Here is a 25,035-nt window from a genome sequence, read left to right as displayed (position 1 = left end):
GCTCACAGAGGCACGGAGGCACGGAGAGGGACCATAAGGATTGTTGAATCTATTAAATACGATTTGCATATCTCCGTGCCTCTGTGAGAGTAAAGGACTTTTTACCACGGCGTCAAACTTGCTTCACCAACAAGGAGAAAACATGAGCTTTACCTTCACGACCCACGAACTGCGGCGGCGCGGCGAGCGTTTCCAGGAGGCGCTGCGGGCGGACGGCCTGGACGGGGCCGTGATCCTTCAGCGCGCCGACGCCGTCTACCTCTCGGGGACGGCCTTCCAGGGAGCTGTCGTCGCCCCCGCGGAAGGCGACCTCCGCCTGTTGGCCTGGCGCGGCGCGGGGCGCGTCCCCGGCGAGTGCCCCTGGCCGGTGGAGACGCTGAATTCCGCCGCCGGCTTCGGCAAGGCGGTGGCCGCGCTGGGGCTGGGGGGATGGGCCCGGATCGGTTTCGAGGAAGACGTCCTGCCCGTCGGGCTCTTCCGGAAGCTGTTGCAGGGCACGTGGCCGGGCGCCGCGTTCGTGGACGCCTCGGACCGGCTGCGGCGGATCCGCGCCGTGAAATCACCCGAGGAACTGGAGCGGGTGCGCCGGAGCGGGGCCGTCCTGTCGGCGGGCTTCGAGGCCCTCCGGGGGATCATCCGGGAAGGGATGTACGAGTACGAGATCCAGGCCCAGATGGAAGTGATCATGCGACGGGAGGGCGACCAGGCGGCTGGGCGCACCCGGGGCTTCAACGCCGAGGCGAGGGGCGTCGTGGCGTGCGGGCCTTCCGCCGCGGTGGACAACGTCTTCGACGGGCCCATCGGCCAGCCGGGCCGCAACCCCCTGGCCCCCGTGGGCGCCGGGGACGGCCGGGTGGCGGCGGGCCTGCCCGTCATCGCGGATGTCACCGCGGGGTACGGGGGCTACATTACGGACATGACGCGGACCTACGCCATCGGCCCGCTGGAAGCCCGCTTCGTCGAGGCCCACGACTTCTGCGTGAGCATCCTCGAGGGGTGTGAAACGCGCATGGCCGCCGGGGCGATCCCCGAGGAGATCTACCTCTGGTCCATGGCGGAGGCCGAAAAAGCGGGCTTCGCCGCCAACTTCATGAACCGTGGGCGCAACCAGGTCCGTTTCCTGGGGCACGGCATCGGCCTCGAGATCGACGAGTTTCCGGCCCTGGCCCGCCGCTTCACCGACCCGCTGGCGGCGGGGATGGTCATCGCCGTGGAGCCGAAGGTCGTTTTCGAGGACGGGGCCGTCGGGGTGGAGGACACGTTCGTCGTGACGGCCGCGGGCGCCGAGCCGGTTACCGTGATGCAAAGGGGGATCGTGACCGTTGAACGCTGAGGGGGGTCCTGCAACCATAGACGTCCCGCCGGCATGCCCGGGAGCGCCCGTCTCGCCGATTCCGCGGGGGCGTGGGGCCCGGGCGGCCCTGGGGGCCTTCGCCGCTCTTCTCCTGCTGTTCGGAGCGGTCGCACAGGCCGGTCTGCCCGAGATCATCCCGCGCCGGGCCCTTTTCGGCGACCCGGACATCACCTCCCCCGCCATCTCCCCCGACGGCCGCCTTCTGGCCTACTGCGCCCCCTTCAAGGGCCACATGAACGTGTGGGCGCGGACGCCGGGCAAGACCGACGACCGGCCCCTCACGCGTTTCGACCGGGACAGCATCGGGGGGTTCATCTGGGCCTACAACAACCGGGACATCCTGTTCGTCTCCTGCCGGGGCGGGGACGAGAACTGGCACCTCGTGGCGGTGGACACCCACGCGAAGAACCCCCGCCGGCGGGACCTCACCCCGTTCCGGGGCGTACAGGCGCGCTTCCTGAGGATCTCCCCCCGGCACCCCGACCTCGCCCTCGTCCTGATGAACCGGGAGAACCGCCAGGTCTTCGACGTCTACCAGGTCAACCTCCGCAGCGGGCGCGTCACCCTCCGGGCAAAAAACCCCGGGACGGCCATCGGTTGGGTGGCCGACGCCGACCTGGCCGTCCGCGGCATGGAAACCCTGGACCCCGACGGGGGCACCACCCTCTTCGTGAGGGATTCCGAGGGGGCGCCCTGGAAGAAGCTGGCCACCGGGGGCCCCGACGAGTCCATTGACCTGGAGGGGTTCGCCCCTGACGGACGGTCCGCCTGGCTGCTGCACGATCTCGGCGGCGAGCGGAAAGCCGTGGTCCGGCGGTCGCTGGAGGACGGCAGCGAGACGGTGCTCTACCGGCCCGGGCAAGGGGACATCGTGGACGTGCTGGTCGATCCGGAGACGGGTGAGCCCCAGGCCGCCTGCGTGGAGTACCTCCGGCGCGAGTGGGTCCCCCTCGACCCGTCGGTGAAGGCGGATGTCGAAGTGCTGGGGAGGATCGAGGAGGGCGAGTTGTCGGTGGTCAGCCGGTCCGCCGACGGCCGGTACTGGGTGGCGTGCTACCGGGCCGACATCGGGCCGGTGAAGTACTACCTCTACGACCGGTCGTGGCGGAAGGCCGCGTTCCTGTTTTCCAACCGGCCGTGGCTGGAGAAGTACACCCGCGCCCGGAAGAAACCCGTCGTGGTGCGCTCGCGGGACGGGCTCGACCTGGTCTGCTACCTCACCTTCCCGGTCGGCGTCGAGGAGAAGGGCCTGCCCACGGTGGTCCTCGTGCACGGGGGGCCCTGGAACCGGGACTCCTGGGGGTGGCAGCCGGACGTCCAGTGGTTGGCCAACCGCGGCTACGCCGTGCTGCAGGTCAACTTCCGCGGTTCGCGCGGCTTCGGCCGGACGTTCCAGAAGGCCGGGGACCGGGAGTGGGGGGGCGCGATGCTTCGCGACATCCTCGACGCCCTGGACTGGGTGGTGGCGCAAGGGATCGCGGACCCCCGCCGGCTGAGCGTCATGGGGGCGTCTTTCGGCGGTTACGCCGCCCTCTCGCTGATCTCGTTCCACCCGGAGGTCTTCGTCTGCGGCATCGACATCTCGGGACCGTCCGACCTGGCGGACTGGATCCGGAACGTTCCGGAGTACTGGAAGCCCCTGTCGGAACTCCTTCGCCGGAGGGTGGGCGACCTGGAGGGCGACGCGGAGAAGCTGCGGGAGAGTTCGCCCCTCTTCAGCCTGGACCGGATCCGGGCCCCCCTCCTCATCGCCCAGGGGATCAACGACCCGAGGGTCCGGGTCGAGGGGACGCGGAAACTGGTGAACCAGTTGAAGCGGGGCGGCAAGACGGTCCTCTACGTCGAGTTCCCGGACGAGGGCCACGGGTTTTCCCTCGACCCCAACGCCCTGGTCTTCACCGCCCTGGCCGAGGAGTTCCTGGCCCGCCACCTGGGCGGGCGCTGGGAGCCCATGAGCAAGGGGGAGTCCCAGCTCGCCCGGCGCGTTCTCAAGGTGGCGGCGCCGGAGCGCTGAACGGACCACGGAACATCCGGGAATCGAACCACGAAATACACGGAATACACGAACGGTCAAAGAACCACGAACCACACGAACAAGCTCCTCCATCCCTTCGGGATGCCGCCGACCGCTCCCGATTTCCTGCTCATTTTGCAAAAGATCTTACTTTGAAGGGACCAGGATTTCCCCGGGACCTCGCCTGGTAAAAGTGGCCTGGAAGGCAACCGGAAACGACAACGTGTTGGTAAGAACGCAGCCCCTAAAGCGCCTACATCCTGCCTGCCGGGTTGATCTCCAGCCCGGGGACCAGCCGGATCGGGTTGCGAAGGGTGTACACCACCGGGCAGCGCTGCAGGGCCGCTTCCTCGACCTCGCGGATCTTCTCCGGGTCCGCGTCGCTCTCCACGGAGAGCGTTACACGGACTTCCTCCATGGGAGGCTGTTCACCGAGCCCGATGACCCGCGAGAAGTTGATGTCCGCTTCCACCCGGATGGCCAGGGACTTGAGGACGATCCCCGCCTGGGAGGCGAAGGTGGCGAAGATCCCGGTGTAGCAGGCTGCCAGTCCGAAAAAACAGTACTGGAAGGGCCCCGGGTGCTGTCCCGACCCGCCCATGAAGGAGGGGTTGTCGAGCTGGAACCGGGCTTCGCCTCTCTCGAATTTCACGACGCCCTCGAACTGGACGGGGCCGTCCTCGGGCACCCACCGGGCTTCCACCACCTGTCGCCGGACGGCCTTGGCCGGGTCGGCCGAGGCGGCCTCGGCGAAGGCCCTGACCTGATCGACGCTGACGTTGTTCACTTTCATCGGGACCTCCTGGAGATCGATTTGGGGTGAAGTGTATCAGATCGCAGGCCCGGGCCGCAATCCATCCCCCGCCTCATCTTCTGATGGGGGAACGGGACGAAGGATTCCGGCCGAAAGTCCCGTTGCTCCTTGGGGAAAAGTGAACACGGAGGCGCGAGGACACGAGGGAAGGTTCGTTCCCTTCGATTTGTCGATCTTTAGCGGGGACTTCAGACGAGGATTCCTTTCGGATCACCCTGTCCATCGAGGTCTGCACCGGCCCGTAACTCAACGCGCAGCGTTCGTGTTGCCCTCTTCTGGCTTTTCTGCGTACTCCGGTGCGCCAGGGAAAGCCTGGCCGATCTACCTGACTGAGAGGTGTCAGGCGTGATAATTGCTCATTCATCCTGTAGTTGCGGTCTCCTGCGCGAGAGTGATCAAGCGTGGGGAGCAGGCCGGTCTCCAACGCGAGGGCGCGTCGGGGGCGGCGGTTGTTGTCCGCTTGCGGAATTGTCTTTCAGAGGACGGAGCGCTGGAAGGTGTCCACGATCCGGCGGTGCTTCTCCATGGTGATGGTCTGGAGCTGCTGGAACTTCTCGAACGGGATCACGTTGTCGAAGCGGACGGCTGACCCCCCCCTCTGGTTGTAGATCACGTTCCCCGTGAGGTTCTCCTCGAAACCCGACTCGGGATCGTAGAGGGTGATCTGCGCCGGGGAGAAGACGGGGACGATGCGGTGGGTCTTGAGCAGGGTGCCCGCGGGGCTGATGGGGGTGGCCCGGGTGTGCTCGAGGCGGCCGGAGAGGTTGGCGTGGCAGCGGATGTCCACGGGGATCCGGACGAAGCGGCGCCGGCAGGAGACCGTCTTGTTGATGCAGAACTCCAGGCTCTGGATCGACTCGGGCGTGAGGGAGAGCACGGACTCGCACCCCGAGAAGAGCTGCGACGGGTCCTTCATGACGTGGAAGAAGGGGTTTTCCGCCATGACCACGAAGGGCGGTCCCACCTTGTCCCGCATCAGCTTGAAGTTCACCATGTGCTGGATGACGTCGAAGTCCCGGATGGACACGTGGAAGATGAAGGCGCTGACTTTGTCGTCGCACACGGCGAACCAGCTCTGCAGCGTCTCGAGGTCGTGGATGGGCACCAGCGAGTGGTTCCCCAGGGCCTCGCAGATCCGGTTGGACACCTGGAGGTCCCGCGAGAAGACCACCCAGTTGAGGCCGTTGAGGTGGGACTGGGAGGTGCAGCGGAGGGAGTGGAGGTGGTCGACGGCGGCCGAGAGTTCGAGGATGAAGTCGTCGAAGCGCCCCTTGATGCGGACGTTCCAGTCGGAGCCCAGGTCCCCGGAGTTCTGGGTGATGAACCAGCCGATGTGGCCGGTCATCTCGCTGTTGAGGAAGGAGGTCCGGTTCTCCCAGTTGAAGTTGAGGCCCTTGTCCACCGCGATGCGGAACGCGGTCTGCAGGAAGGCGTCCCGGAAGGACTGGTTGGGGAAACGGAGGGTGATTTCCTCCTGGAAGGACACCCGGTTGTCGATGCGGTGGACGGCGCACTCCCGGAAGTCGCCCACCATGACGTGAAAGGACCGCAGTTGCAGGATGAGCTTCCGGAAAGCCGGCCGGGCCGACTGGATGTACTCTTCCGTGCTGAGTTTGCCCAGCATGGCCAGCTTCTTGTAGCGGACGTAGTTGATCTTCTGGGCGTCCACCTCGAGGTCGAGGCCCTTGAGGGCGGCCAGGCAACGGGTGGCGGTGATGGCGTCGCCGATGGAGGTCTCGTCGTAGAGGTACTGGAGGAAGTTGCGCAGGTCCATGACATCCTCGATGGCGGAGATGTCGACCTGGAACCCGGTTTTCTTCAGCCGGTAAAGGTTCTGGATCGCGTCGATGATGTTTCCCTGGAGAACGGCGTGGCGCGCTTTTTCCACCTCGTTGACCAGGGTGCCGATGTCCATGGCGGACCCTCCCGGTTCAAAACCCTAGTTCTCGTAGTCCATGGGCCAACCTCCTCCACCCCGTATCACACTCTCCCCCACCAAAGCTATCATAAACGACGTTCAATGGGAATAGAATGATTTTCGTCACATAAAAACCGGTCGCCGAAATTTTTCCGGCTTGACAAGGCAGGGCCCCATGGCTATACTGCCGTCTGTTTTGGGAGGTCGTTCAACGGTAGGACGGCAGACTCTGGATCTGTCTATCGGGGTTCGAATCCCTGCCTCCCAGCCAGATTTTCAGGGGACCTGCCGAGAGCAGGTCCCTTGCTTTTTCCGGCTGCATTCCTTTCGGGCGTTCTTCAAACACCGCACGGAAACCGGAAACGAACCACGAACCACACGAACGAAGAAGACGGATAACGGGGATGACGTGAAGGCCTGTTCTCGGCGAACGGAGACGCATCTTCTCCGTGCCTCCGCGCCGTTGCGAGAGGAATTCCGGATGAGTCTCCAACGGAGGTGGTGTTCCCGCCGGAGGGAGGCCGCGTCGCGCTCCCGGCGCCCCGGAGGCGGAGCAGGAAGACGGTCCGCCTGCCCTCCGGCCCCCCTCCGGGGTGCGGTCAGGAATAACGGCGGCTTCACCGGCGGGACTCCGGGGCGCAATTCCCCGGTAAACCTGCAATTTCGCGTGATTCGCGGGCGGAAACCGGTCCTTTGCGGGGGCGTCAACCCGGACCTGATGACGTCGAGACACGGGATTCCAATTGCGTCCAGAGTATCCTTGGGGTATGATTCGCTTCCTTGCCGAGAGGCACGGTGCGGTGAAAGAGGCCGCGTTGAAATCAAGCCGAATACCTTCCCGACCCAAGGAGGAAACATATGGGAATGACTGCAGTTGAGAAAATCCTGGCCCAGGCGTGCGGCCTGCCGTCCGTGAAGGCAGGCGACGTGCTGGAGCCCCGGGTGGACGTGGCCATGTCCCACGAGAACGGCGCCCTGGTGATCAACCAGTTCCAGGAAGTCTACCAGGGGACCGGCCTGGACGCCAAGGTGTGGGACCCGTCGCGGATCGTCATCATCTTCGACCACCGCGTCCCGGCCGAGAGCTCCAAGACGGCCACCAACCACAAGAAGATCCGCAACTTCGTGAGCGCCCAGGGGATCACCAAGTTCCACGACATCAAGGGCGACACGGGCGGCATCTGCCACCAGATCCTCCCCGAGAACGGCTACGTCCGGCCGGGCCACGTGGTGGTGGGCACCGACAGCCACACCACCAGCCACGGCGCCATGGGCGCTTTCTCCTTCGGGATCGGCGCCACCGAGATGGCCTCGGTCTGGACCCTGGGCACCGCCCTCAACGTGGAAGTCCCCGGCACCATCAAGGTGGTGGTCACCGGCGAGTTCCCCAAGCACGTGGGCCCCAAGGACCTCATCCTGTACCTGATCGGGAAGCTGACCGCGGAGGGGGCCAACTTCAAGGTGATCGAGTTCCACGGCGAGACCATCCGGAAGATGTCCCTCTCCGGGCGCCTGGTGATCTGCAACATGACCGTGGAGGCGGGCGCCACCTCCGGCATCGTCCCCGCCGACGAGGAGACCTTCCGTTACCTGCGCGACGAGGCCGGCGTGACGGAGCCCCTCGAGGCCGTCCTGCCCGACGCGGACGCCGTCTACGACCAGGTGATCGAGATCGACGTGGCCACGCTCGTCCCCCAGATCGCCTGCCCCCACATGGTGGACAACGTCAAGCCCATCGACGCGGTGGAAGGGACGAAGCTCAACCAGATCGTCATCGGCTCCTGCACCAACGGCCGCCTGGACGACCTGCAGGAAGCCGCCGAGATCCTGCGTCGCAAGCACATCCACAAGGACGTGCGGATGCTGATCTTCCCGGCCTCCGGACGCATTTATCGCGAGGCCATGAAGCGCGGCGTCATCGGCGACCTCATGGACGCCGGCGCCATCATCGTGAACCCCGGCTGCGGCTGCTGCCTGGGCGTCCACCAGGGCGCGCTGGGCGACGGCGAGGTGGCCCTTTCGACGACAAACCGCAACTTCAAGGGCCGCATGGGCAACCCCAACGCCGAGGTCTACCTCTGCTCGCCCGCCGTGGCGGCGGCCAGCGCCATCACCGGCGTCATCACCGATCCCCGAAAGGAAGGAGGAAACTGACATGTCCCAGGTCGTATACAAGCTCGGCAGCAACATCTCCACCGACGACATCTACCCGGGGCGGTTCATGGCCACGGTGCTCCCCACCGAGACCCCCCAGTTCGCCTTCGCCGATCACAAGGAGTTCAACGAGCGGCTGAAGAAGAAGGAAATTGCCCCCGACAGCGTCCTTCTGGCCGAGAACAACTTCGGCTGCGGCTCGTCCCGCGAGCAGGCCGCGTCCTGCCTCAAGGGCTACGACCTGATCGTCGTGGCCCGGGACTTCGCCCGGATCTTCCTGCAGAACTCCATCAACCTGGGCCTGCGCACCGTGATCTGCCCGGACATCGAGGCCGAGGTGGGGCACGAACTGGAGGTAACCGATACCAAGGTGTACAACCGGACCACCGGGAAGGAGTTCGAGGTGAAGCCGCTCCCCAAGGCCCGGCAGGCCATCGTGGACGCCGGCGGCCTCATCGCCTACACCCGCCAGAAGCTCATGGACAAGCAGAAGCAGTCGTAAACGCCTTCTGCTGTAGGCGCCTTCTGCCGGAAGGCGCCATGAACGGCGCTGACTGGCACGGCGTTGAACGAGGTCAGGCTTTAAAATCCCTCCGCGCCGCCCTCAACGGGCGGCGCGGTTTTTTTCGACGCGCTCCGGAAACCAGCAGAATCGTCCGGTTCCGCCTCACGCAAAGACCCGAAGGCGCCAAGCCTCGCAAAGATGCTGTGATTCCCTGCCTGTTTCCGCAGGGGGCCCTGCGTCCTGGCGCCCTGGCGGGAATTCTCCGGAGTGGATCCGATGCCGATCGACCCGGGACCGCCTTGCGCCCCTTGAACGCTCACCCCGCCTGGTACGGCCTGGCCTTGCGCTCGGCGAAGACGCCGTTGCGCTTGAGTTCTTTGTCCCAGGCCATTTTCCCCACGAACCAGAGGACGACCCGGAGGAGGGGGCGCGGGATGCGCGGGGGGCCCGCCAGTTTCTTCAGCAGGGCGGGGTCCGGCGCCCGGCCGGCCGCGAACTGCCGGCCCAGCTCCCGGAAGGGCGCCCGGGCCTTCTCCTGCTTCCTCGGGCCGGAGTCCCGGAGCCCCTCGCCGCCCCCCTTGCGGATGACGCCGTCGCACGGGCAGCCGAGGCGCCGGGCCAGCTTCTCGAGGTAACGTTTCACCGGCAGGCAGTGGGACGCCTCGGGGAAGCCCGACTGCACCAGAAAGAGCAGGCGCGGGTTGCCTTCCCGGCCCTTGAAGGGCGCGAGCTTCTCGATGAACTCCTTGACGATGCCGGGCATGGCGTCGGTGTAGAGCGGGAAGGCCAGCATCACGGCGTCGGCGCCGGGGAAAGCCTCGACGGCCGCGGCGAGCCCCTTCGCCGTGTTCAGGTTGAAGCGCTCGACGGTTTGGCCGGGCGTGGCAAGGAACCCGTCCAGGAAGGCGTCCGCCATCAGGCGGGTGTTGCCGGCGTCGCCGCGGGGGGAGCCGTTACAAACGATCAATCGCATGGGTCACCTCCTCGGGATCGACGGAGACCGGCTTGACGAAGGCCAGCCGGGTCGCGGCGTTGCGGGCGAGACGCCGCCAGAGCAGGTCGAGGATCTCCAGGTCCTCGGCGTCGGTGTCGGGCTCGGGCTCGTAGAGCACCGCCAGGGCCGGCGTGTGGTCGTAACGGGGAAAGTGGCGGCACTCGCCGCTCGAGCCGTCGATGTAGGGGAGCACGACCGGGACGATGCGGTCGGTGGCCCGCTTCAGCAGCGCCGAGGTGAAGCCCATGACCAGGGGCGAGGCGAACACCAGGAGATCGCTTGCCAGGTAGGCCCGCAGGACGTCCTCGTAGCGGTCGGGCAGGACGCAGCGGCCGGGGGTCCGGAGCCAGCAGGAGAAGCAGCCGGTGCACTGGCGGATGTCCAGGTCCCGGAGTGGCAGGAGGGTGCAGCGGTGGCCATGGGACCCCAGGTGCCGCGCCAGGGCGTCCAGGTGTCCGTCGAAGGCCCCGTGGCCGGGGTCGGGGTTGCCGTTCACGACTGTCACGTTCATGTCAGGGGATCTCCTTTCCCGTAGGGTGAAATCGGCGGGCACGCCGCCGGATCGACGCCCGGCGGGAAGGCCCAGCGCGGGTCGCCGTCGAAGGCGGCGGTGATGAGGAGGAAGCCGACGCGGCCGATGCGCTCGTTGACGGCCTCGTCGCTCGAATCGTCCGTCAACCCGGCCACGATGGACATGGCCAGGCCGTGGGAGTAGACCCACAAGTCCTGCAGCAGGGCCTCGCGGCGGGTTTCCGGGAGGGTGCCGAGGACGGGGTCGGCGGCCAGCACGCCCGCGATCTCCCGGCAGAAGGTTTCGATGACCACCGGGCAGTGGTGGCGCTCGACGAAGAGGGTCCGGTAGAGGCGGGGCTCCTCCCGGGCGAAAACCACCACGCCGACTCCCACGTTGCGGAAGGGCATGGGTGTGTATGCCCGGCGGGTGTAGGCCTTCAGGACCTCAACGGCCCGCTCGAGGACCCGTTGCTCGAGGGCGTCCATGGAGCCGCAGGCCCGGTAGATGGGGCCCACCGACGTCCCCAGTTCGGCCGCCACCGCCCTCGCCGTCAGGCCTTCCAGCCCTCCGGCGCGAAGGCATCTCAACCCTGCCTGCACAATTCGTTCATGGGGGACGTTGACTTTTCGCGGGGACATCTTCCCTCCTTCCGTTGCGTTGAACCCTGAGCCCCTCCAGCCAAGCGAGGGGGAGCGGAGTGCCCGCTGCTTCGCGCCCCTCGCCGGGGTACGGCGCCGTGACCCCGCCCGGGAACCGTTTGGCGCTTTGCTTGAGGGGATCGATTCCCTCATTTGCAAACACCTGTTAGCTAACAAATGTTAACTAACAAGTGTTATTTTACTCAGGCCGGCGGGGATGTCAAACTGTTTTTCAAGGAGTTGCCCGAACCCCGGATAAACCGGAAAAGAATCCACGAAATGCACGGAATACACGGGCAGGCTTCCGGGGCCGGGGCATGATGTTCAAGGAAGCCACGATTTCTCTGTGCCCCCGTGCCTTTGCGAGGGGCCTTCCGCAAGGTCTTTCCCGGAGGCGGGGCACCGGGTGAAGGCGAGCCTTCGTGACCCTTGGCCGCATCTCCGGCGACTGCCGCGTCGGGGCCGCCGGTGACCGGCGTCCCGGGCGGGGCGCTCGTAACCCACCGGGGGAATTCTCCTTGACGGTGAGCGAATCCGGGGATATTCTCGAAGTCATGGTTGCTCCAGCTCGCATCCCCTGCGCGTGTTTTGCGTGCGGGTAAGGAAGAATCCATCGAGGAGGTTTGTCATGAAACAAATGCTGCACCGGTTGGTGTGCGCCCTTGCCACCCTCGCCCTTGCCGCCGTGCTGGCGGCGGCCCTCCCGGCCCCCGTCGCGGCCGCGTCGAAAGCCGATTCCCAGGGGCGGCTCGACAACGCCGTCGAGGTCCTGGGGGAGATTACCAACATCCCCGAGGAGGGGATCCCGCCCAGCCTGCTGCGGAACGCCAAGGGACTGATCATCATTCCCCACATGGTGAAGGCGGGCTTCATCGTGGGCGCCAACCGGGGCAAGGGCATCATGGTCCACCGGCTTCCCGGCGGCGGCTGGAGCAACCCGGCGTTCTGCACCATCACCGGGGGCAGTGTCGGGCTCCAGATCGGTGGCCAGGCCACCGACCTCGTCATGGTGGTGAACAGTGAAAAGGGTTTCCAGGCGCTCCTGAGCGACAACTTCAAGTTCGGGGGGAACGCCAGCGTCGCCGCGGGCCCCGTGGGGCGCGACGCCAGCGCCGCCACCGACGCCAAGCTCAAGGCGGACATCTACTCCTACTCGCGCTCGAAGGGCGTTTTTGCGGGCGTTTCGCTGGAGGGTGCCGGGCTGACGTCGGACGACGACGCCAACACGGCGTTCTACGGGAAACTGCAGGACCGGAAACTGCTGTTGTCGGGGCAGAACAAACCGTACCCGGCCCCGAAACTGCTGGAGATCCTGAAAAAGTACGCCGTCCGCAAGTGAGCGCGTGACGGCCGCCCTGCCGGCCTGTGCAAACCGTGGCCGAACCCGGAGCGTGACCGATGGCAGACCGAGACGACGGGCCGCGATCCCCGGTGACGCCGGAAGAAGCCGGGAAGCTGCTGAACCGGGCCCTGTCCGCCGAACGGACCGACTCCCGGGGGCTCCTGCTTCGGCTGATCGGGCAAGGGCGCCTCACGGCGGAGGACCTCCCGGGCCAGGGGCCGGGTGCGCCCACCCTGCCGGATGATGCGGAGACGGTGATCCTGGCGTCGGACGAGGCCCCGACCCACGTCATCCCCGCCGGCCGGGCCATCTATCCCGAAGGGTCCCCCCCTGGCGCCCACCCGATGGAAACCCGTCCGTCAAGTGAACCGTGCGACACCGAAACCAGGGAGCGGACGGTCTCCCTCCCCCTGGGGGATGAGAACGAGCTGGGGACCGCCTGGGGGCGGTTCGAGGTGGTCGCCCTGGTGGGAAAAGGCGGGATGGGGAAGGTTTACAAGGTATACGACCCCGCGCTCAACCGTCACGCGGCCCTGAAGGTCATCCGGGGGGACCCCTCCCTGGAGATCGAACGCTTCCTCCGGGAGGCGCGCGCCCAGGCCATGGTCCACCACGAAAACCTCTGCGAGATCTACGAAACGGGGATGCTCGAGACCCTGTCCGGGGACCGGCGCCCCTACATCCTCATGCGTTTCGTCGACGGGCTCCCCCTCCGCGAGGCCGCCCGCGAGATGACGGTGGAGCAGAAGGCCGAGGTCATGGCCAAGGTGGCCGATGCCCTCCACGCCGCCCACCAGGCCGGCATTGTCCACCGGGACATCAAGCCCTCCAACCTCCTGGTGGCCAACGACCCCGAGACGGGCTGGAAACCCTTCGTCATGGACTTCGGCATCGCCCGCGAACAGGGCGCGACGGACCTGACCACCACGGGCATGGTGCTGGGGACCCCGGCGTACATGTCGCCCGAGCAGGCCTCGGGGGACATCCACCGGGTCGACCGCCGGGCGGACGTCTACAGCCTCGGGGCCACGCTCTACGAGATCCTGGCCGGCAAGCCCCCCTTCGAGGGCGGGTCGGCGGCCATGATCTTCTCCCGGATCGTCCTGGAAGACCCCGTTCCCGTCCGGAAAATCGCGCCCTTCGTGCCGGTGGATCTCGGAACCGTGGTCATGAAGTGCCTGGAAAAGGAGCCGAACCGGCGTTATGCCTCGGCGAAAGCCCTGGCGGAGGACCTTCGCCGGTACCTGGCCGACGAACCGGTGCAGGCCAGGCGCACGGGCCTGTTGCAGCTTCTGTTCCGGCGGGCCCGGAAGCACAAGGGGATCACGGTCGCTGCGTGCCTGGCGCTGATGGCGGTCGCGGTGCTCCTGGTGCTCCTGACCCACGCCCGATGGGAGTCCGCCCGGGAACTGGAAGCGGCGAAGCTCTTCGGGCAGAAGGTCCGGGACATGGAGGCCGTGATGCGCTTCGCCCGCCTTCTGCCGGCCCACGACATCCGGGGCGAGATGGCGGTGGTGCGGTCGCTGATGGACGACGTCCGGCGGTCCATGGCCCGTCAGGGACGTTTCGGCGACGGCCCGGGCAACTACGCCCTGGGTCGGGGGTTCATGGAACTCCTGGACTACCCGTCCGCCCGCCGGCACCTGGAAATGGCCTGGGAAGCCGGGTATCGGGGGGCGGACACCGCGGGCGCCCTGGGGCACGTCCTGGGGGAACTCTACCTCGCCGGCGTCCGGGAAGCCCGGGCCATCCCCGACCCCGTCTCCCGGGAGCGGCGGCTGGCCCGGCTCAGGGCGGAGTACCGGGTGCCTATCCTGGGCTATCTTCGCCTCAGCTCGGAAGGGTGGGCCAGTTCGCCCGAGCAGCCCCTCGCCCTCATGGCCTTCACCGAGGGGCGGACGGAGGAGGCCCTGATCCTGGCGAAGAAGGCCTTCGCCCGGATGCCGTGGTTCTACGAGTCGAAGCTCCTCGAGGGCAACATCCACATTGACAGCTGCCTGTCCCGGATCGCCGGCGGCCGGTACGCGGAGGCCGAGGCCGAGCGGGCCCTCGGCGAGCAGTCCTTCCGCGAGGCGGGCCGCATCGCCCGGAGCGACCCGCGCTGCATCGAGGGCCTCTGCCTTCTCGACGTCGCCGCGCTGGAGGCCGGCGCCTACCGGACGGGGGACCCCGAACCGGTTTTCCGGAGGACGCTCGCCGCCTGCAGTGAGACGCTGGCCATCAACCCGGACAGCCACACGGCCCACCTCTGCCTCTCCTACCTGTACGGCCGCCGGGCGGAAGCCGCGACCGAGAGCGGGGAAGACCCGGACGCCCTGCTGAAACAGGCCATCGCTTTCGGCCTGAAAGCCGCCCGGATCAAGCCGGGGGACGTCCGGACCAACCTGACGCTGAGCCTGGTGTACACCCGCCAGGCCGTTCTCGAGGCCTCCCGCGGGCTCGATCCCCGGCCCGACGTGGAGAAGGTGCTGTCCTTCACGCGGCGGGCGGTGGAGGCCGACCCCCGGGACGAGGTCTTCGCCGCCCTTGCCTGGAACAACCGGGGTTCCATTCTCGGGGAATACTACCGTTGGCAAGTTGCCCACGGCCGGGATGCGGAGGGGACCTTCGAGGATTCCTGCCGGTCATTGGGGGTGTCGCACCGGTTGAACCCCCGCAACCCCCTGCCTTGCCTGAACCTGGGTACCATCTGGATGTTCCGGTCCCAGCACGACCTGGCCCGGGGAGCCGATCCCCGGCCCGCCGTGGAGGAGTCGCTCCGCTGGCTGAAAGGGGTGGACCGCCTCGGGCCCGGTTTCCCCATGGCCCACTCGTGGACGGCCCGGGCTCACCTCGTCACGAGCCTCTACCTCGTCGGGAAAGGCGAGGACCCCTCGGCGTCCCTCGAGCAGGCCCTGCTGGCGGTCCGGGAGCTGCGGCGCCTCCAGCCGGACCGGGCCGGGGTGCCGGCCCTGGAAGCCGAGATCGCCATCTGCCGGGGCCGGTGGGCCTCCTTTTCGGGCCGCTCCCCCGGGGAAGCCTTCGGAGACGCCCGGCGGTTCCTCGAGGAAGCGGAGGGGAAATCGGGAGACCGGGTCGGCATCCGGGCCGTCAGGGCCGAGCTGTGCCTTCGTCAGGCCGCCTGGCGCCTGGGGTTCGGGACGGAGAAAGGGGTGCCGGCCGAGGGGTCGCCTCCCCCACAACAGGACGGTGAGGCCGCCCGCCTCATCGGGGAAGGCCTGGCCGCGGCCGACCAGGGGGCGTCCCTTGAACGGCGCAGCGCCCGTTTCCTCTGGCTGACGGCCGCCCTTTGCCGCCTGTGGACTGCGGTGCTCCGCGGTGACGCCCGGGACGACGCACAGCGGCGCTTTCAGGACGCGAGGTCCCGGGCCGAAGCCTTCGGCGGCGAACCGCCGGCCGGCCTCCGCCCGTTCCTCGGGGGGCGGCCCTGAACGAGCCCGCGCCCGCGTTCCCGCCCGTTGCCGTGCGCCTGTCGTGGCCGTCCCCGGCGTGTCGGGCGACCATTCCTCGCGAGCCCGGCCACTTCCGATGAACCCTTTGGGAATCCGCCCTCTCTATCGGGATGACTTTGCCCGCTCACGGAGGGGTCCCCATGGGTTTCGCGACGGGTGGACGCAATGTCCGGATTCCGTTGAAGTTCCGCGGTCCGTTGATCCCGGCCGCCGTGGCGTTCCTGCTGGTTAAACCGGCGAACACGGACCGGTGGCAGGCCTTTCGGGATGTCCTGGTCGTGGACCGGAAACCGGTCCGCGATCGGCAGGAGCGGCTTCACCGGCTCTTCGTGGAATCGCCCGACTCGCTCGAGAAGATCCGCGCGGAGAGTTGCCGGTTCAACCTCGGGCCCGTTTTCAGGGATTTCAACACGCCCACGACCGCCCTGCACATCCTGGAACGGGCAAACCTTCCGCGGTTTGACGTCCGGAAGTCCGGAGAAGAAACGGTCGACGGCGTGAAAACCTGGAAACTCCACTTCTCGGAGCGGGGAAGCCCCACCATGTTTCGCAACCAGGGCGGGGAGGTCCTCGTTCACTGCGAGGCCCGGTACTCCGGCTGCAGGGTCTACCTGGTTGAAGCCGGTTCGGAAATGCCGGGCACGGTGGTAACCGTGGCCGGGGAGCGGTGAGTGAAGACGGGAAGGCCGCGACGGATGTCGACCGGGCCTCGGGAAGGTGGCCGTGAAGGGAAAAAGGGCGAAAACAGCCGCGAGAGGGATCGAGCCGGTGGGCGGCCGGGAGGGGTGCCGACGAAATGACCCTGGGCGGGGGACCGTCGGTTCGCTCGTGCTCGGCCTGCTGCTCGTGCTGAACGGCGCGGCGTTGGTGCCCTCCCAGACGGTCGACGAGGTCCTCGAGCGGGCATCGGGACACGTGGAACGCACCGAGCGGCGACTTTCCGACCTCGTGGTCCGAGAGGACTACGCGCAGTGGGTCACGGACTCCCAGGACGGCAACAACCCCGGCCGTTCCCTCGTGGCCGATGTCCTGCTGGTGAAACCCCGGGACTCCGACCGGTGGGAGATCTTCCGGGACGTGCTCTCCGTCGACGGGATCCCGGTGAGAGACCGGGAGGAACGGCTTCACCGCCTCTTCGTGGAGGCGCCGGACTCCCTGGCGAAGATCCGGGCGGAGAGCATCCGTTTCAACCTGGGGCCGGTCTTCCGGGATATCAATTGCCCGACCACGGCCCTTCAACTCCTCGAAGCGAAAAACCTGGCCCGCTTCGTCGTCCGCCGGAAAGGGGAAACGACCCTGGACGGCGTCAGGGTCTGGAAACTCCAGTTCGAGGAGAAGGGCAGCCCCACCCTGTTCCACAACATGGGCCGCGACGTCCGGGCCCGTTGCGACGTCTGGGTCGGCCCCGAGGACGGCCGCGTGTGGAAGACCCGGCTGGTGATCAGCCACCTGGAACGCCCCGCCGGAACGGCGGGCGGGGAAGCCGCCGGGCGGAAAGCGGTGAAAACCGGTCTCGCGCCGCTCATCGATGCCGAGATCGTGACCTCCTATCGTTTCGAGGAACGGGTGGGGACCATGGTCCCCATCCGGATGTTCGAACAGTATCAGCTTTTCAGCGGGTCCGAACAGCTCCTCTGCAGGGTCTGGGGGGAAGCCCGCTACTCCGGTTTCCGTCTCTACACCGTCGAGACCGCCGCCAACGGCCTCGAACGCGCCAAATCCCCGCGATAGCGGAGGCGGCCATCCGGTCCCCAGAGAAATTACGCCTGATGCGGTCGCCAAGTGCGGCGCGGCCTTCCGGTGCGGTGGACGAACGCAGGGTTCACGACACTCGACAGCCTGGCTCTCAGGCTTTTTCCGATCCTGCGCCGCTTGACGACCCTGCTTCCGATCAACGGAACCTTAGCGGCCCCGGGGTGTCAAAAACAAAAACGCCACCATGAGGAGGGCCGTATGGAATTCGATTCACGTATCGCGCTGGAGATGGGAAGGGGTGGAAACCGGCTGGCAACGGGAGGCTTGCGGGGGGCGGGCGTCGGCCGGTCGAGGGTGCTCGTGCTCCTGGCGATCCTGGCCGGCGGCATCACGGTACCCGCCCAGACCCTGGACGAGGTGGTCCGGCGGGCCTGTCGGGCCGTGGAACATAACGAGGTCAGGCTGGCCGAGATGGTCGCCCGGGAAAAGTATTCCCAGCGGGTGAGAGATTGGCAAAGCAAGTCGACCGAGGTTCGGGTGCTGGAGTCGGAGATGCTCCTGGTCCGCCCGACGGATTGCGACGGCTGGGAGGTGTTCCGGGATGTCCTTGTCGTGGACGGGAAGCCGGTCAAGGACCGCCCGGTCCGCCTCCAGAAGCTCTTCCTGGATAATCCCGACACCTTGGAGAAGATCCGGCTGGAAAGCGTCCGCTACAACCTGGGGCCGGTGTTCCGCGACTTCAACAACCCCCTGGCGGCCGTCTATGTTCTGTACCCTGAAAACCGCGGCCGGTTTTCGTTCCAGAAGGCCGGCGAAGCGGACCTCGAGGGAGCCCCGGTCTGGATCCTGAAGTTCGAGGAGCGGGAGCGTCCCACGCTGTTCCGTTTCAATGGCCGGGAGTTCTTTGTGTACGGCGAACTCTGGGTCTCCCCCGCGGACGGCTGCGTCCGGAAGACCCGGTTGGTCATCAACCCGTCGTCCGGGGAGCCGGGGACGGGACCGCCCGGAAACCGGGCCGGAACGGCCGGAGAGGCGCTCGAGAAACCGTTGATGGAGGCGGAGATCGAGACGGTCTATCGGATGGATGCCGGGAGCGGGATCCTGGCCCCGGTTCACCTGACCGAGATCTACCGACTGTACGGGGCCTTCCGCCGCCCCCATTCCACCATCTGGGGCGAGGCCTGGTATTCCGACTTCCGGATCCACACCGTGGAGACGAACATGGATGACGCCGTCACGAAGATCCTCCGGTAGAGCCCCTCTGGCGAGGGGGATGCGAAGCCGTTCTGGCGAGGGGCTCTACTTCAGGAGGCGGTCGGCGGCGGAGGCAAGGTCGTCCAGCGTGCCGCAGGGGAGGAGGTCGTCGCAGAAGGGCCGGTAGGCTTCAACCGCCGAGTCCTCGACGCCCCAGAGCTTTCGCGGCTCGGGATTGAGCCACACCACGCGCTTGACCCGCCCCCGGATCTCCTCCAGGGCCCAGGCTTGGGGATCGAAACGGTTCGTGCGGGCGTCGCCGAGGATCACGACGACGGTGTTCCGGTCAAGGGTCGCGCGCCCGGCTTCCAGGAAGCGATAAAACACGGAGCCGTAGTCGCTCAGGCCCTCGGAGTTCAGCCCGGGGAGCTTCAGGACCTCGGCGAGTGCCTCCCGGGCGGGGAGGCGCTCGAAGAGGGGGGTGGCGTCCACCGGGCGGTCCACGAAAATCAGGCTCCGGGTTCGGCTGAAGAGGCCCTGGAGGGCGTGGGCCAGCCCCAGGAAGAGCCCGGCGGCCCGGCGCATGGAGCCCGAGACGTCGCACAGGACCAGAAGCTTCCACCGGGTGACGGCTCGCCGGCGGCGTACGATGCGAAACGGCGCCCCGCCGGTCCGGGAGGCCGCGGCGAGGGTCCGCCGAAGGTCGGGCCGGCCGTGACCCGCCTTGCGCCTCCGGAGGGACTCCCGGCTCACGAGCCGCCGCGCCAGTTTCTCCACTTCCTGCTCCAGCCGCCGGGTTTCCTCGGGCGGGCGGGGGGCGCGCAGGTCCACCCGGCGCAGGTCGAGGTCGGGCTTGCCGGGGGACCGCCGTTCGGCGTCCTCGCGGGCGGACTCCCCCTCCCGGACTGCCGCCGCGACGACGGCCTCCGCGCGTCGCCGGCGCCTGCGGCGCTCCTCCCGCTCCCGGTCGCCGGCCGGGCGTGCTTTTCCCGCCGGCGGGCTCTCGCCGGGGTCCGGGGAGGGCGGCCGGTGGGAGCTTGACCGCTCCCCGGCGGCCTCGCCGCGCCCGGTTCCCCGGATTTCCCCCTCGCCGCCGGGGTGGGAGCGCTTCTTGCCCTTGCCGGGCCCGCCGCCGGGCAGCGCCCAGGAGAAGAAGGCGGCGAAGCGGTCCTCGAAGAGCGGGAAATGCCGGTGTTCCTTCACCAGCGCGGCGCGGAGGGCCAGGCGGACGTTGTCGCGGGTCCTCAGCCCGACCCGGCGAAGGGCGCGGGCGGCGTCGGCGGCCTCGGCGGCGGAGACGGGGACCCCCGAGCACCGCAGCGACCTCGCCAATTCGGTGATCCGTCGGGTCATCATCCCCGGGCGGCCTCCCGGAGGAATTTCTCCACGTCGTCCCGGTCCTTGAGGAGGGCCGAGAGGGTCTTGACCAGGATGTCCCGCGACAGGGAGGGGGCGTTGAGCAGGAGGATCGCCGCGGTCCAATCCAGGGTCTCCCCGATGCTGGGGGCTTTCCGGAGGTCCAGTTTTCGGGCCTTCTGGGCCAGGCGAACGGCCTCCCGCGCCAGGCGCTCGTCCAGGCCGGGGACCTTGGCGCGGACGATCCGCAGCTCCACGTCGAAGGACGGGTAGTCCAGGTAGAGGTAGAGGCAGCGGCGCCGCAGGGCCTCGGAGAGGGAGCGCTGGGCGTTGCTGGTGAGGATGGCCGCCGGCCGGGTCTGCGCCCGGAGGGTCCCGAGTTCCGGGACGCTCACCTGGAAGTCGGCGAGCACTTCCAGAAGGAAGGCCTCGAACTCGGGGTCGGAACGGTCCACCTCGTCCACCAGGAGCAGGGCGGGGCGGGGGGAGAGGATGGCCTTCAGCAGGGGCCGCGGAAGGAGGAAGTCCCGGGAGAAGAAGGCGCCCTCCTCCCGCTTCAGCAACCGGACGGCCTCCGGCAGGCTCCCCGCGCCGGCGACGGCCTCGCCGAGGCGTTCCCGCAGCATCTGGGTGTAGAGGAGCTGGCGGGCGTAGTCCCACTCGTAGAGCGCCCGGGCCTCGTCCAGCCCCTCGTAGCACTGGAGCCGGACCATCTCCCGTCCCGTCGCGGCGGCCAGCGCTCGGGCCAGTTCCGTCTTCCCCACGCCCGCGGGGCCCTCCACCAGGAGGGGCCGTTGCAGGGCGAGGGCCAGCCAGGCGGTCACCGCGATCTCGTGGGAACAGATATACCCCTCCCCGGCCAGCGCCTCAGAAAGCCCGGCGGGGTCGTCCACGTTGATGGGGGTCCTGGCCGCCCGTTTCTGTTCCGTCATGACACGCTCCTCGACCGGTGGGGTTTCCGTTTCAAAGGCGGATTGTACTCCGCCCCGGCCGATCCCGCAAGGGCGAGTCCGGCACGGGCGCCCGGCGGCCTGGCGGGCGAGACCGGATTGACATGCTCGTAAAGGTCAATGCGTCCACAAACAGCGCAGGGAACACCCGGAATGCTGGGTGTGCAATGCATTGAAATCAAAGCGTCCGGCCCTTCTTTACGTGTCTTTGCCTTCTTTGTGCCTTGATGGATCCGGCCTTTTTTCAGGGTCACCGGATTTGCAATCCATGTTGACATTGTCGACACTCCGTGTTATTCAGCACGGTTCAGTTCGCTAATTTCCGAGGAGGTATCTGATGTATCGAACGAAAGTGCTCTGCGTCGTGATCCTCGCCCTTTCGGCCTTGCCCATGCTGGCCGCCGATCTGGCGATGGTCCGGGACGTCTACCACAGCGACCACCGGTCCACCCCCAACCTCATGTTCGAACCGGCCACCCAGCCTGCACCGGTGTTCTCGCCCCGCGAGACCGCCGACAACTACCTCCGGGTCAACGCGCAGCTCTTCCGGTTCCCCGCGGACCTGTCCACCCTGGAATTCACTCACAGCCAGGAGAGCCTCCTGGGCCACCACTTTTATTACCGGCAGACCATCGACAAGGTCCCGGTCATGGGCGGCGAGATCGTGGTTTCCGTGCGATTCGGAAACAACCGGGTCTACATGGTCTACAACAACATCTACCCCCAGGACGTCCCCGTCGACAAGCCGAAGACCCTGATCGGCGGCGAGCAGGCCCTGGACGTCGCCTGGAACCACCTCCGGGTCCACGGCACGCTCCTGGCCAAGCCGGCGGCCTCCCTGGCCTGGCTCCCCGAGGGGGAGGGCTTCCGCCTGGTGTACCGGGCCGCGGTGGCCACCGAGGCCCCCTTCGGTTACTGGGAGCACCTGGTGGACGCCGCCTCCGGCAAGATCGTGAGCTTCCGCGCCACCGAGATCGACGGCCGCAACCAGGGCGAACTCAAGGACGACCTGTTCAACAACTACTTCGGCCCCATCGCCTCGCGGGCCGAGCTGACGGCCGAGTACCTCCGGAAGGAAGCCGCCCGGAAGACCGCGCCGGCGCCGGACGCCGTCCTGGCCAGCGGCACGGGCAAGGTCTTCGACCCCGACCCGAAGTCGACCCTGGCCAGCGAGACGCTGACGGACACGTCGGCCGCCGCCGACTTCACCGCCGCCTACTTCACCCGCACCCTGCAGGAGATCACCCTCTCCGGGGGTGTTTATAGCCTGACGGGCCCGTGGGTCACCATCGCAAACACCGAGTCGCCCGCGACGGCGCCCAGCACCACCACCGACGGCAACTGGACGGCCGTGCGCGGCAACAACGCCTTCAACGACGTGATGACCTACTTCCACATCGACCAGAATCAGCGCTACATGCGGTCCATGGGTTTCACCACCATCCAGAACAACTCGATCTCCGCGGACAGCGACGGCTTAAGCGGCGACGACAACTCCCACTACATCCCCAGTTCCAACCAGCTGGCCTTCGGTCACGGCGGCGTGGACGACAACGAGGACGCCGACGTCATCCTGCACGAGTACTGGCACGCCATCCAGCACAGCATCAACAGTTCCTGGGGCGGGGCCGACACCGGCGCCATCGGCGAGGGCTTCGGCGATTACTGGGGCGCCTCCTACGGTTACACCTTCCCCAACGGCCCCACCTTCCACCCCGACTGGGCCTTCCACTGGGACGGCCACAACTCTTTCTGGGCCGGGCGTGCCATGGACAAGACCACCGCCCAGTACGACCCCACCAAGTCCTACCCGGCCCACACCACGGTCAACGGCGTCAACGGCGACGAACTGTGGGGGACCCCCGTCTGGCAGGCTTTCCGGACCCTGCGGGCCACCCCGAACAACTGCCCGCGCGAAGACATGGACAAGATCACCCTCCAGTCCAACTTCGGCCTGGGCGCCTCCATCAAGATGCCCGCCATGGCCAACGCCATGGTGGCCGCGTGCCAGTCCCTCTTCCCGAGCGGGCCCCACGCCGGCGTCTACTATGCGAAATTCGTCGCCAACAACATCCTGACCGCGCCCCTGAAGGCCAACGGATTCGCCCTGACCGCGGAGGGGTGTTCCCCGGCCAACAGCGTCGCGGACCCCGGTGAGGTGGTGACCTTCAACTTCACCATCCAGAACCAGGGCGCCACGCCCACCACGGCCCTGATGGCCACCCTGCAGACCGGCAGCGGCGTGACCAACCCGCCGGCCGCCGTCAGCTACGGCGCCGTTGCCGCCGGCGGCAGCACCACCCGGTCCTTCCAGTTCACCGTGGACCCGGCCCTGGCCTGCGGCGACACCCTCACCGCCACCCTGAACCTCCAGGACGGCTCCACCACCCACCCGCCCGTCAGCTACGTCATCACCACCGGCGTCCTCCAGACCCTGTTCACGGAGAGCTTCGACGGCGTGACCGCCCCGACGCTCCCCGCCGGCTGGACCGCCACCGTGACCAGCGGCACCGCCACCTGGGCGACCGCCACCACGGCCTACAACACCTCGCCCAACGCGGCCTTCGTGGTGGATGCCGCCGTCGTCACCGACACCCAGCTGACGACGCCCACCATCACCATCACGTCCGCGGACAACAAGCTGACCTTCTGGCACAAGTACGCCTTCGAGGGCTCCAACTGGGACGGCGGCGTCCTGGAGATCTCCGTCAACGGCGGCGCCTGGACCGACATCGTGACCGCCGGCGGCTCCTTCGCCGAGGGCGGGTACACCGCGACCCTCTCCTCCTCCTATTCCAACCCGCTGGGCGGCCGTTCCGCCTGGGGCGGCGACCAGACCACCTGGAAGAAGGTGACGGTCAACCTCCCGGCTTCCGCCGTGGGACAACCGGTGAAGTTCCGCTTCCGCCTCGGCTGTGACTCCTCCTCCGGCGACACCGGCTGGTACGTGGACGACGTAAAGGTCGTCGGGCAGTGCTCCTGCTGCTCCGCGAGCCCCGCGGCGGCGGACCCCTACGACTTCAACGGCGACGGCTACACGGACATCCTGTGGCGCAACGGCACCACGGGCGCCCTGGGCGACTGGTACGTCACCCCGGCCGGCGCCGCGGCGGGGGCCCTCACGGGCACCGTGAGCGACGGCAACTGGCAGGTCTTCGGCTCCGGCGACTTCAACAGCAGCGGCATCGCCGACCTCATCTGGCGCAACGTCTCCACCGGCGACCTGGCCATCTGGCTGATGGGCGCCGGCGGCTACGACAGCACCGTGTCCCTCGGTTACGTGGACCCGGGCTGGAAGGTCCTGGGAGCGGCCGACCTCAACGCCAACGGCAACGCCGACATCCTGTGGCGCAACTTCAACGACGGGTACCTCTCCGTCTGGCTGATGTCCAACACGGTGGGCGTGCTGGGCTCCACCTTCGCGGGCGGGATCAGCTCCATGGAGTGGAAGGCGGTCGGTTCCGGCCACTTCGACAACGACGGGCGAGCCGACGTGCTGTGGTGGAACGCCACCACGGGCGTGCTGTCCATCTGGTTCGAGGACGAGAACGGCTGGCAGGGCGACATGTCGCCGGGAACCGTGGACACGACGTGGAAGATCACGGGGATCGGCGACGTGGACGGCAACGGGATCGACGACCTCCTGTGGCGCAACGCCACGTCGGGCGACCTGTCGGTGTGGTTCCTGAACAACGGCGGGACGGTGTCCGGGACGACGTTCCTGGGCGGGATCGCCGACCTGAACTGGAAGGTGAAGGGCGTGGGCTTCTTCAACAACGACGCCTACGCGGACATCCTGTGGCGCCACGCCACGTCGGGCGACACGGTGGTCTGGTACCTCTCCGGGACCGGAAAGATCGGGGAACTCTTCCTCGGCACGGTGGACCCGGTGTGGGTGACCCTCAACCAGGGGAACTTCCCCGGCCACTCCGAGCTGCCGTAAGCGCGGCGCCTCGACGCTCAGTGCGAAGCCCGGCTCCCCCCGCGGGGAGCCGGTTTTTTTGAGAAAGGGGTTTAGTCCCTACGAAGTAAGATCTTTGGCAAAATGAGCAAGATTTGAAATCGTCGGTGGGCTCCCACCGCTTTCAGAGCGGGGAAACCCGATGCGGGGACGGAGGAGGGAATCCCGGCAGCGTCGTCC

At 67.5% G+C, this 25,035-nt stretch carries 17 protein-coding genes and 1 tRNA gene; 11 read left to right on the top strand and 7 right to left on the bottom strand.

Features of this window, described 5'->3' with window-relative positions:
• Positions 1 to 142 precede the first annotated feature (142 nt).
• Positions 143 to 1,333, top strand: a complete 1,191-nt coding sequence (locus tag KA419_15855) for an aminopeptidase P family protein (protein MBP7867407.1) — start codon at positions 143 to 145, stop codon at positions 1,331 to 1,333.
• A complete protein-coding gene (locus tag KA419_15850; GenBank protein ID MBP7867406.1) occupies positions 1,323 to 3,368 on the top strand; it encodes a S9 family peptidase in 2,046 nt (681 codons plus the stop codon). The genes KA419_15855 and KA419_15850 overlap by 11 nt, the downstream gene beginning before the upstream one ends.
• A 253-nt stretch (positions 3,369 to 3,621) precedes the next feature.
• Here the strand turns inward: KA419_15850 and KA419_15845 are convergent, their stop codons facing one another.
• The gene (locus KA419_15845; protein MBP7867405.1) at positions 3,622 to 4,161 is read right to left on the bottom strand and encodes an OsmC family protein; all 540 of its coding nucleotides are present in this window, start codon (positions 4,159 to 4,161) and stop codon (positions 3,622 to 3,624) included.
• A gap of 496 nt (positions 4,162 to 4,657) precedes the next feature.
• On the bottom strand, positions 4,658 to 6,097 hold the full coding sequence (locus tag KA419_15840; protein MBP7867404.1) for a hypothetical protein: 1,440 nt from the start codon (positions 6,095 to 6,097) through the stop codon (positions 4,658 to 4,660).
• A gap of 200 nt (positions 6,098 to 6,297) precedes the next feature.
• On the opposite strand from KA419_15840, the gene KA419_15835 reads away from it, so the two are divergent.
• The 3 genes from KA419_15835 (at position 6,298) to leuD (ending at position 8,756) form a co-directional block, all read left to right on the top strand.
• A tRNA-Gln gene (locus tag KA419_15835) sits at positions 6,298 to 6,371 on the top strand.
• A gap of 587 nt (positions 6,372 to 6,958) precedes the next feature.
• Positions 6,959 to 8,254, top strand: coding sequence for a 3-isopropylmalate dehydratase large subunit (locus KA419_15830; protein MBP7867403.1), 1,296 nt, complete (start codon positions 6,959 to 6,961; stop codon positions 8,252 to 8,254).
• A 1-nt stretch (position 8,255) separates the two neighbouring features.
• A complete protein-coding gene (gene leuD / locus KA419_15825) occupies positions 8,256 to 8,756 on the top strand; it encodes a 3-isopropylmalate dehydratase small subunit (GenBank protein MBP7867402.1) in 501 nt (166 codons plus the stop codon).
• 319 nt (positions 8,757 to 9,075) lie between these two features.
• On the opposite strand, the gene KA419_15820 is transcribed toward leuD, so the two are convergent.
• From KA419_15820 to KA419_15810, 3 genes are read right to left on the bottom strand one after another with little or no spacing between them, the layout of a single operon-like run.
• Positions 9,076 to 9,732: an NAD(P)H-dependent oxidoreductase gene (locus tag KA419_15820; protein ID MBP7867401.1), complete on the bottom strand. Its 657-nt coding sequence runs from the start codon at positions 9,730 to 9,732 to the stop codon at positions 9,076 to 9,078.
• Entirely contained in the window at positions 9,713 to 10,264 is a 552-nt protein-coding gene (locus tag KA419_15815) for a flavodoxin family protein (protein ID MBP7867400.1), read from the bottom strand. The genes KA419_15820 and KA419_15815 overlap by 20 nt, the downstream gene beginning before the upstream one ends.
• Positions 10,261 to 10,905, bottom strand: coding sequence for a TetR/AcrR family transcriptional regulator (locus KA419_15810; protein MBP7867399.1), 645 nt, complete (start codon positions 10,903 to 10,905; stop codon positions 10,261 to 10,263). Before KA419_15810 ends, KA419_15815 begins: the two co-directional genes overlap by 4 nt.
• A gap of 628 nt (positions 10,906 to 11,533) precedes the next feature.
• Between KA419_15810 and KA419_15805 the strand changes: the two genes are divergently transcribed.
• The 5 genes from KA419_15805 (at position 11,534) to KA419_15785 (ending at position 18,648) form a co-directional block, all read left to right on the top strand.
• Entirely contained in the window at positions 11,534 to 12,244 is a 711-nt protein-coding gene (locus KA419_15805; protein ID MBP7867398.1) for a lipid-binding SYLF domain-containing protein, read from the top strand.
• Positions 12,245 to 12,303: 59 nt separating this feature from the next.
• Positions 12,304 to 15,678: a protein kinase gene (locus KA419_15800; protein MBP7867397.1), complete on the top strand. Its 3,375-nt coding sequence runs from the start codon at positions 12,304 to 12,306 to the stop codon at positions 15,676 to 15,678.
• A gap of 161 nt (positions 15,679 to 15,839) precedes the next feature.
• The gene (locus KA419_15795) at positions 15,840 to 16,370 is read left to right on the top strand and encodes a hypothetical protein (protein ID MBP7867396.1); all 531 of its coding nucleotides are present in this window, start codon (positions 15,840 to 15,842) and stop codon (positions 16,368 to 16,370) included.
• Positions 16,371 to 16,422: 52 nt separating this feature from the next.
• Positions 16,423 to 17,430 carry a hypothetical protein gene (locus KA419_15790; protein MBP7867395.1) on the top strand — a complete coding sequence of 336 codons (1,008 nt, stop codon included), beginning with the start codon at positions 16,423 to 16,425 and terminating at the stop codon, positions 17,428 to 17,430.
• Positions 17,431 to 17,652: 222 nt separating this feature from the next.
• Positions 17,653 to 18,648: a hypothetical protein gene (locus KA419_15785; protein ID MBP7867394.1), complete on the top strand. Its 996-nt coding sequence runs from the start codon at positions 17,653 to 17,655 to the stop codon at positions 18,646 to 18,648.
• A 45-nt stretch (positions 18,649 to 18,693) separates the two neighbouring features.
• Here the strand turns inward: KA419_15785 and KA419_15780 are convergent, their stop codons facing one another.
• Both KA419_15780 and KA419_15775 read right to left on the bottom strand, forming a co-directional pair.
• The gene (locus KA419_15780; GenBank protein ID MBP7867393.1) at positions 18,694 to 19,944 is read right to left on the bottom strand and encodes a VWA domain-containing protein; all 1,251 of its coding nucleotides are present in this window, start codon (positions 19,942 to 19,944) and stop codon (positions 18,694 to 18,696) included.
• Positions 19,941 to 20,876 carry a MoxR family ATPase gene (locus KA419_15775; protein ID MBP7867392.1) on the bottom strand — a complete coding sequence of 312 codons (936 nt, stop codon included), beginning with the start codon at positions 20,874 to 20,876 and terminating at the stop codon, positions 19,941 to 19,943. The genes KA419_15780 and KA419_15775 overlap by 4 nt, the downstream gene beginning before the upstream one ends.
• A 355-nt stretch (positions 20,877 to 21,231) precedes the next feature.
• On the opposite strand from KA419_15775, the gene KA419_15770 reads away from it, so the two are divergent.
• Positions 21,232 to 24,837, top strand: a complete 3,606-nt coding sequence (locus KA419_15770) for a hypothetical protein (protein MBP7867391.1) — start codon at positions 21,232 to 21,234, stop codon at positions 24,835 to 24,837.
• The last annotated feature ends 198 nt before the right edge of the window (positions 24,838 to 25,035 follow it).

Source organism: Acidobacteriota bacterium (assembly GCA_018001935.1).
Classification (GTDB): Bacteria; Acidobacteriota; JAAYUB01; order JAAYUB01; family JAAYUB01; genus JAGNHB01.
The sequence above is the reverse complement of the archived record's forward strand: the minus strand, read 5'-3'. Positions and strand labels throughout refer to the sequence as shown.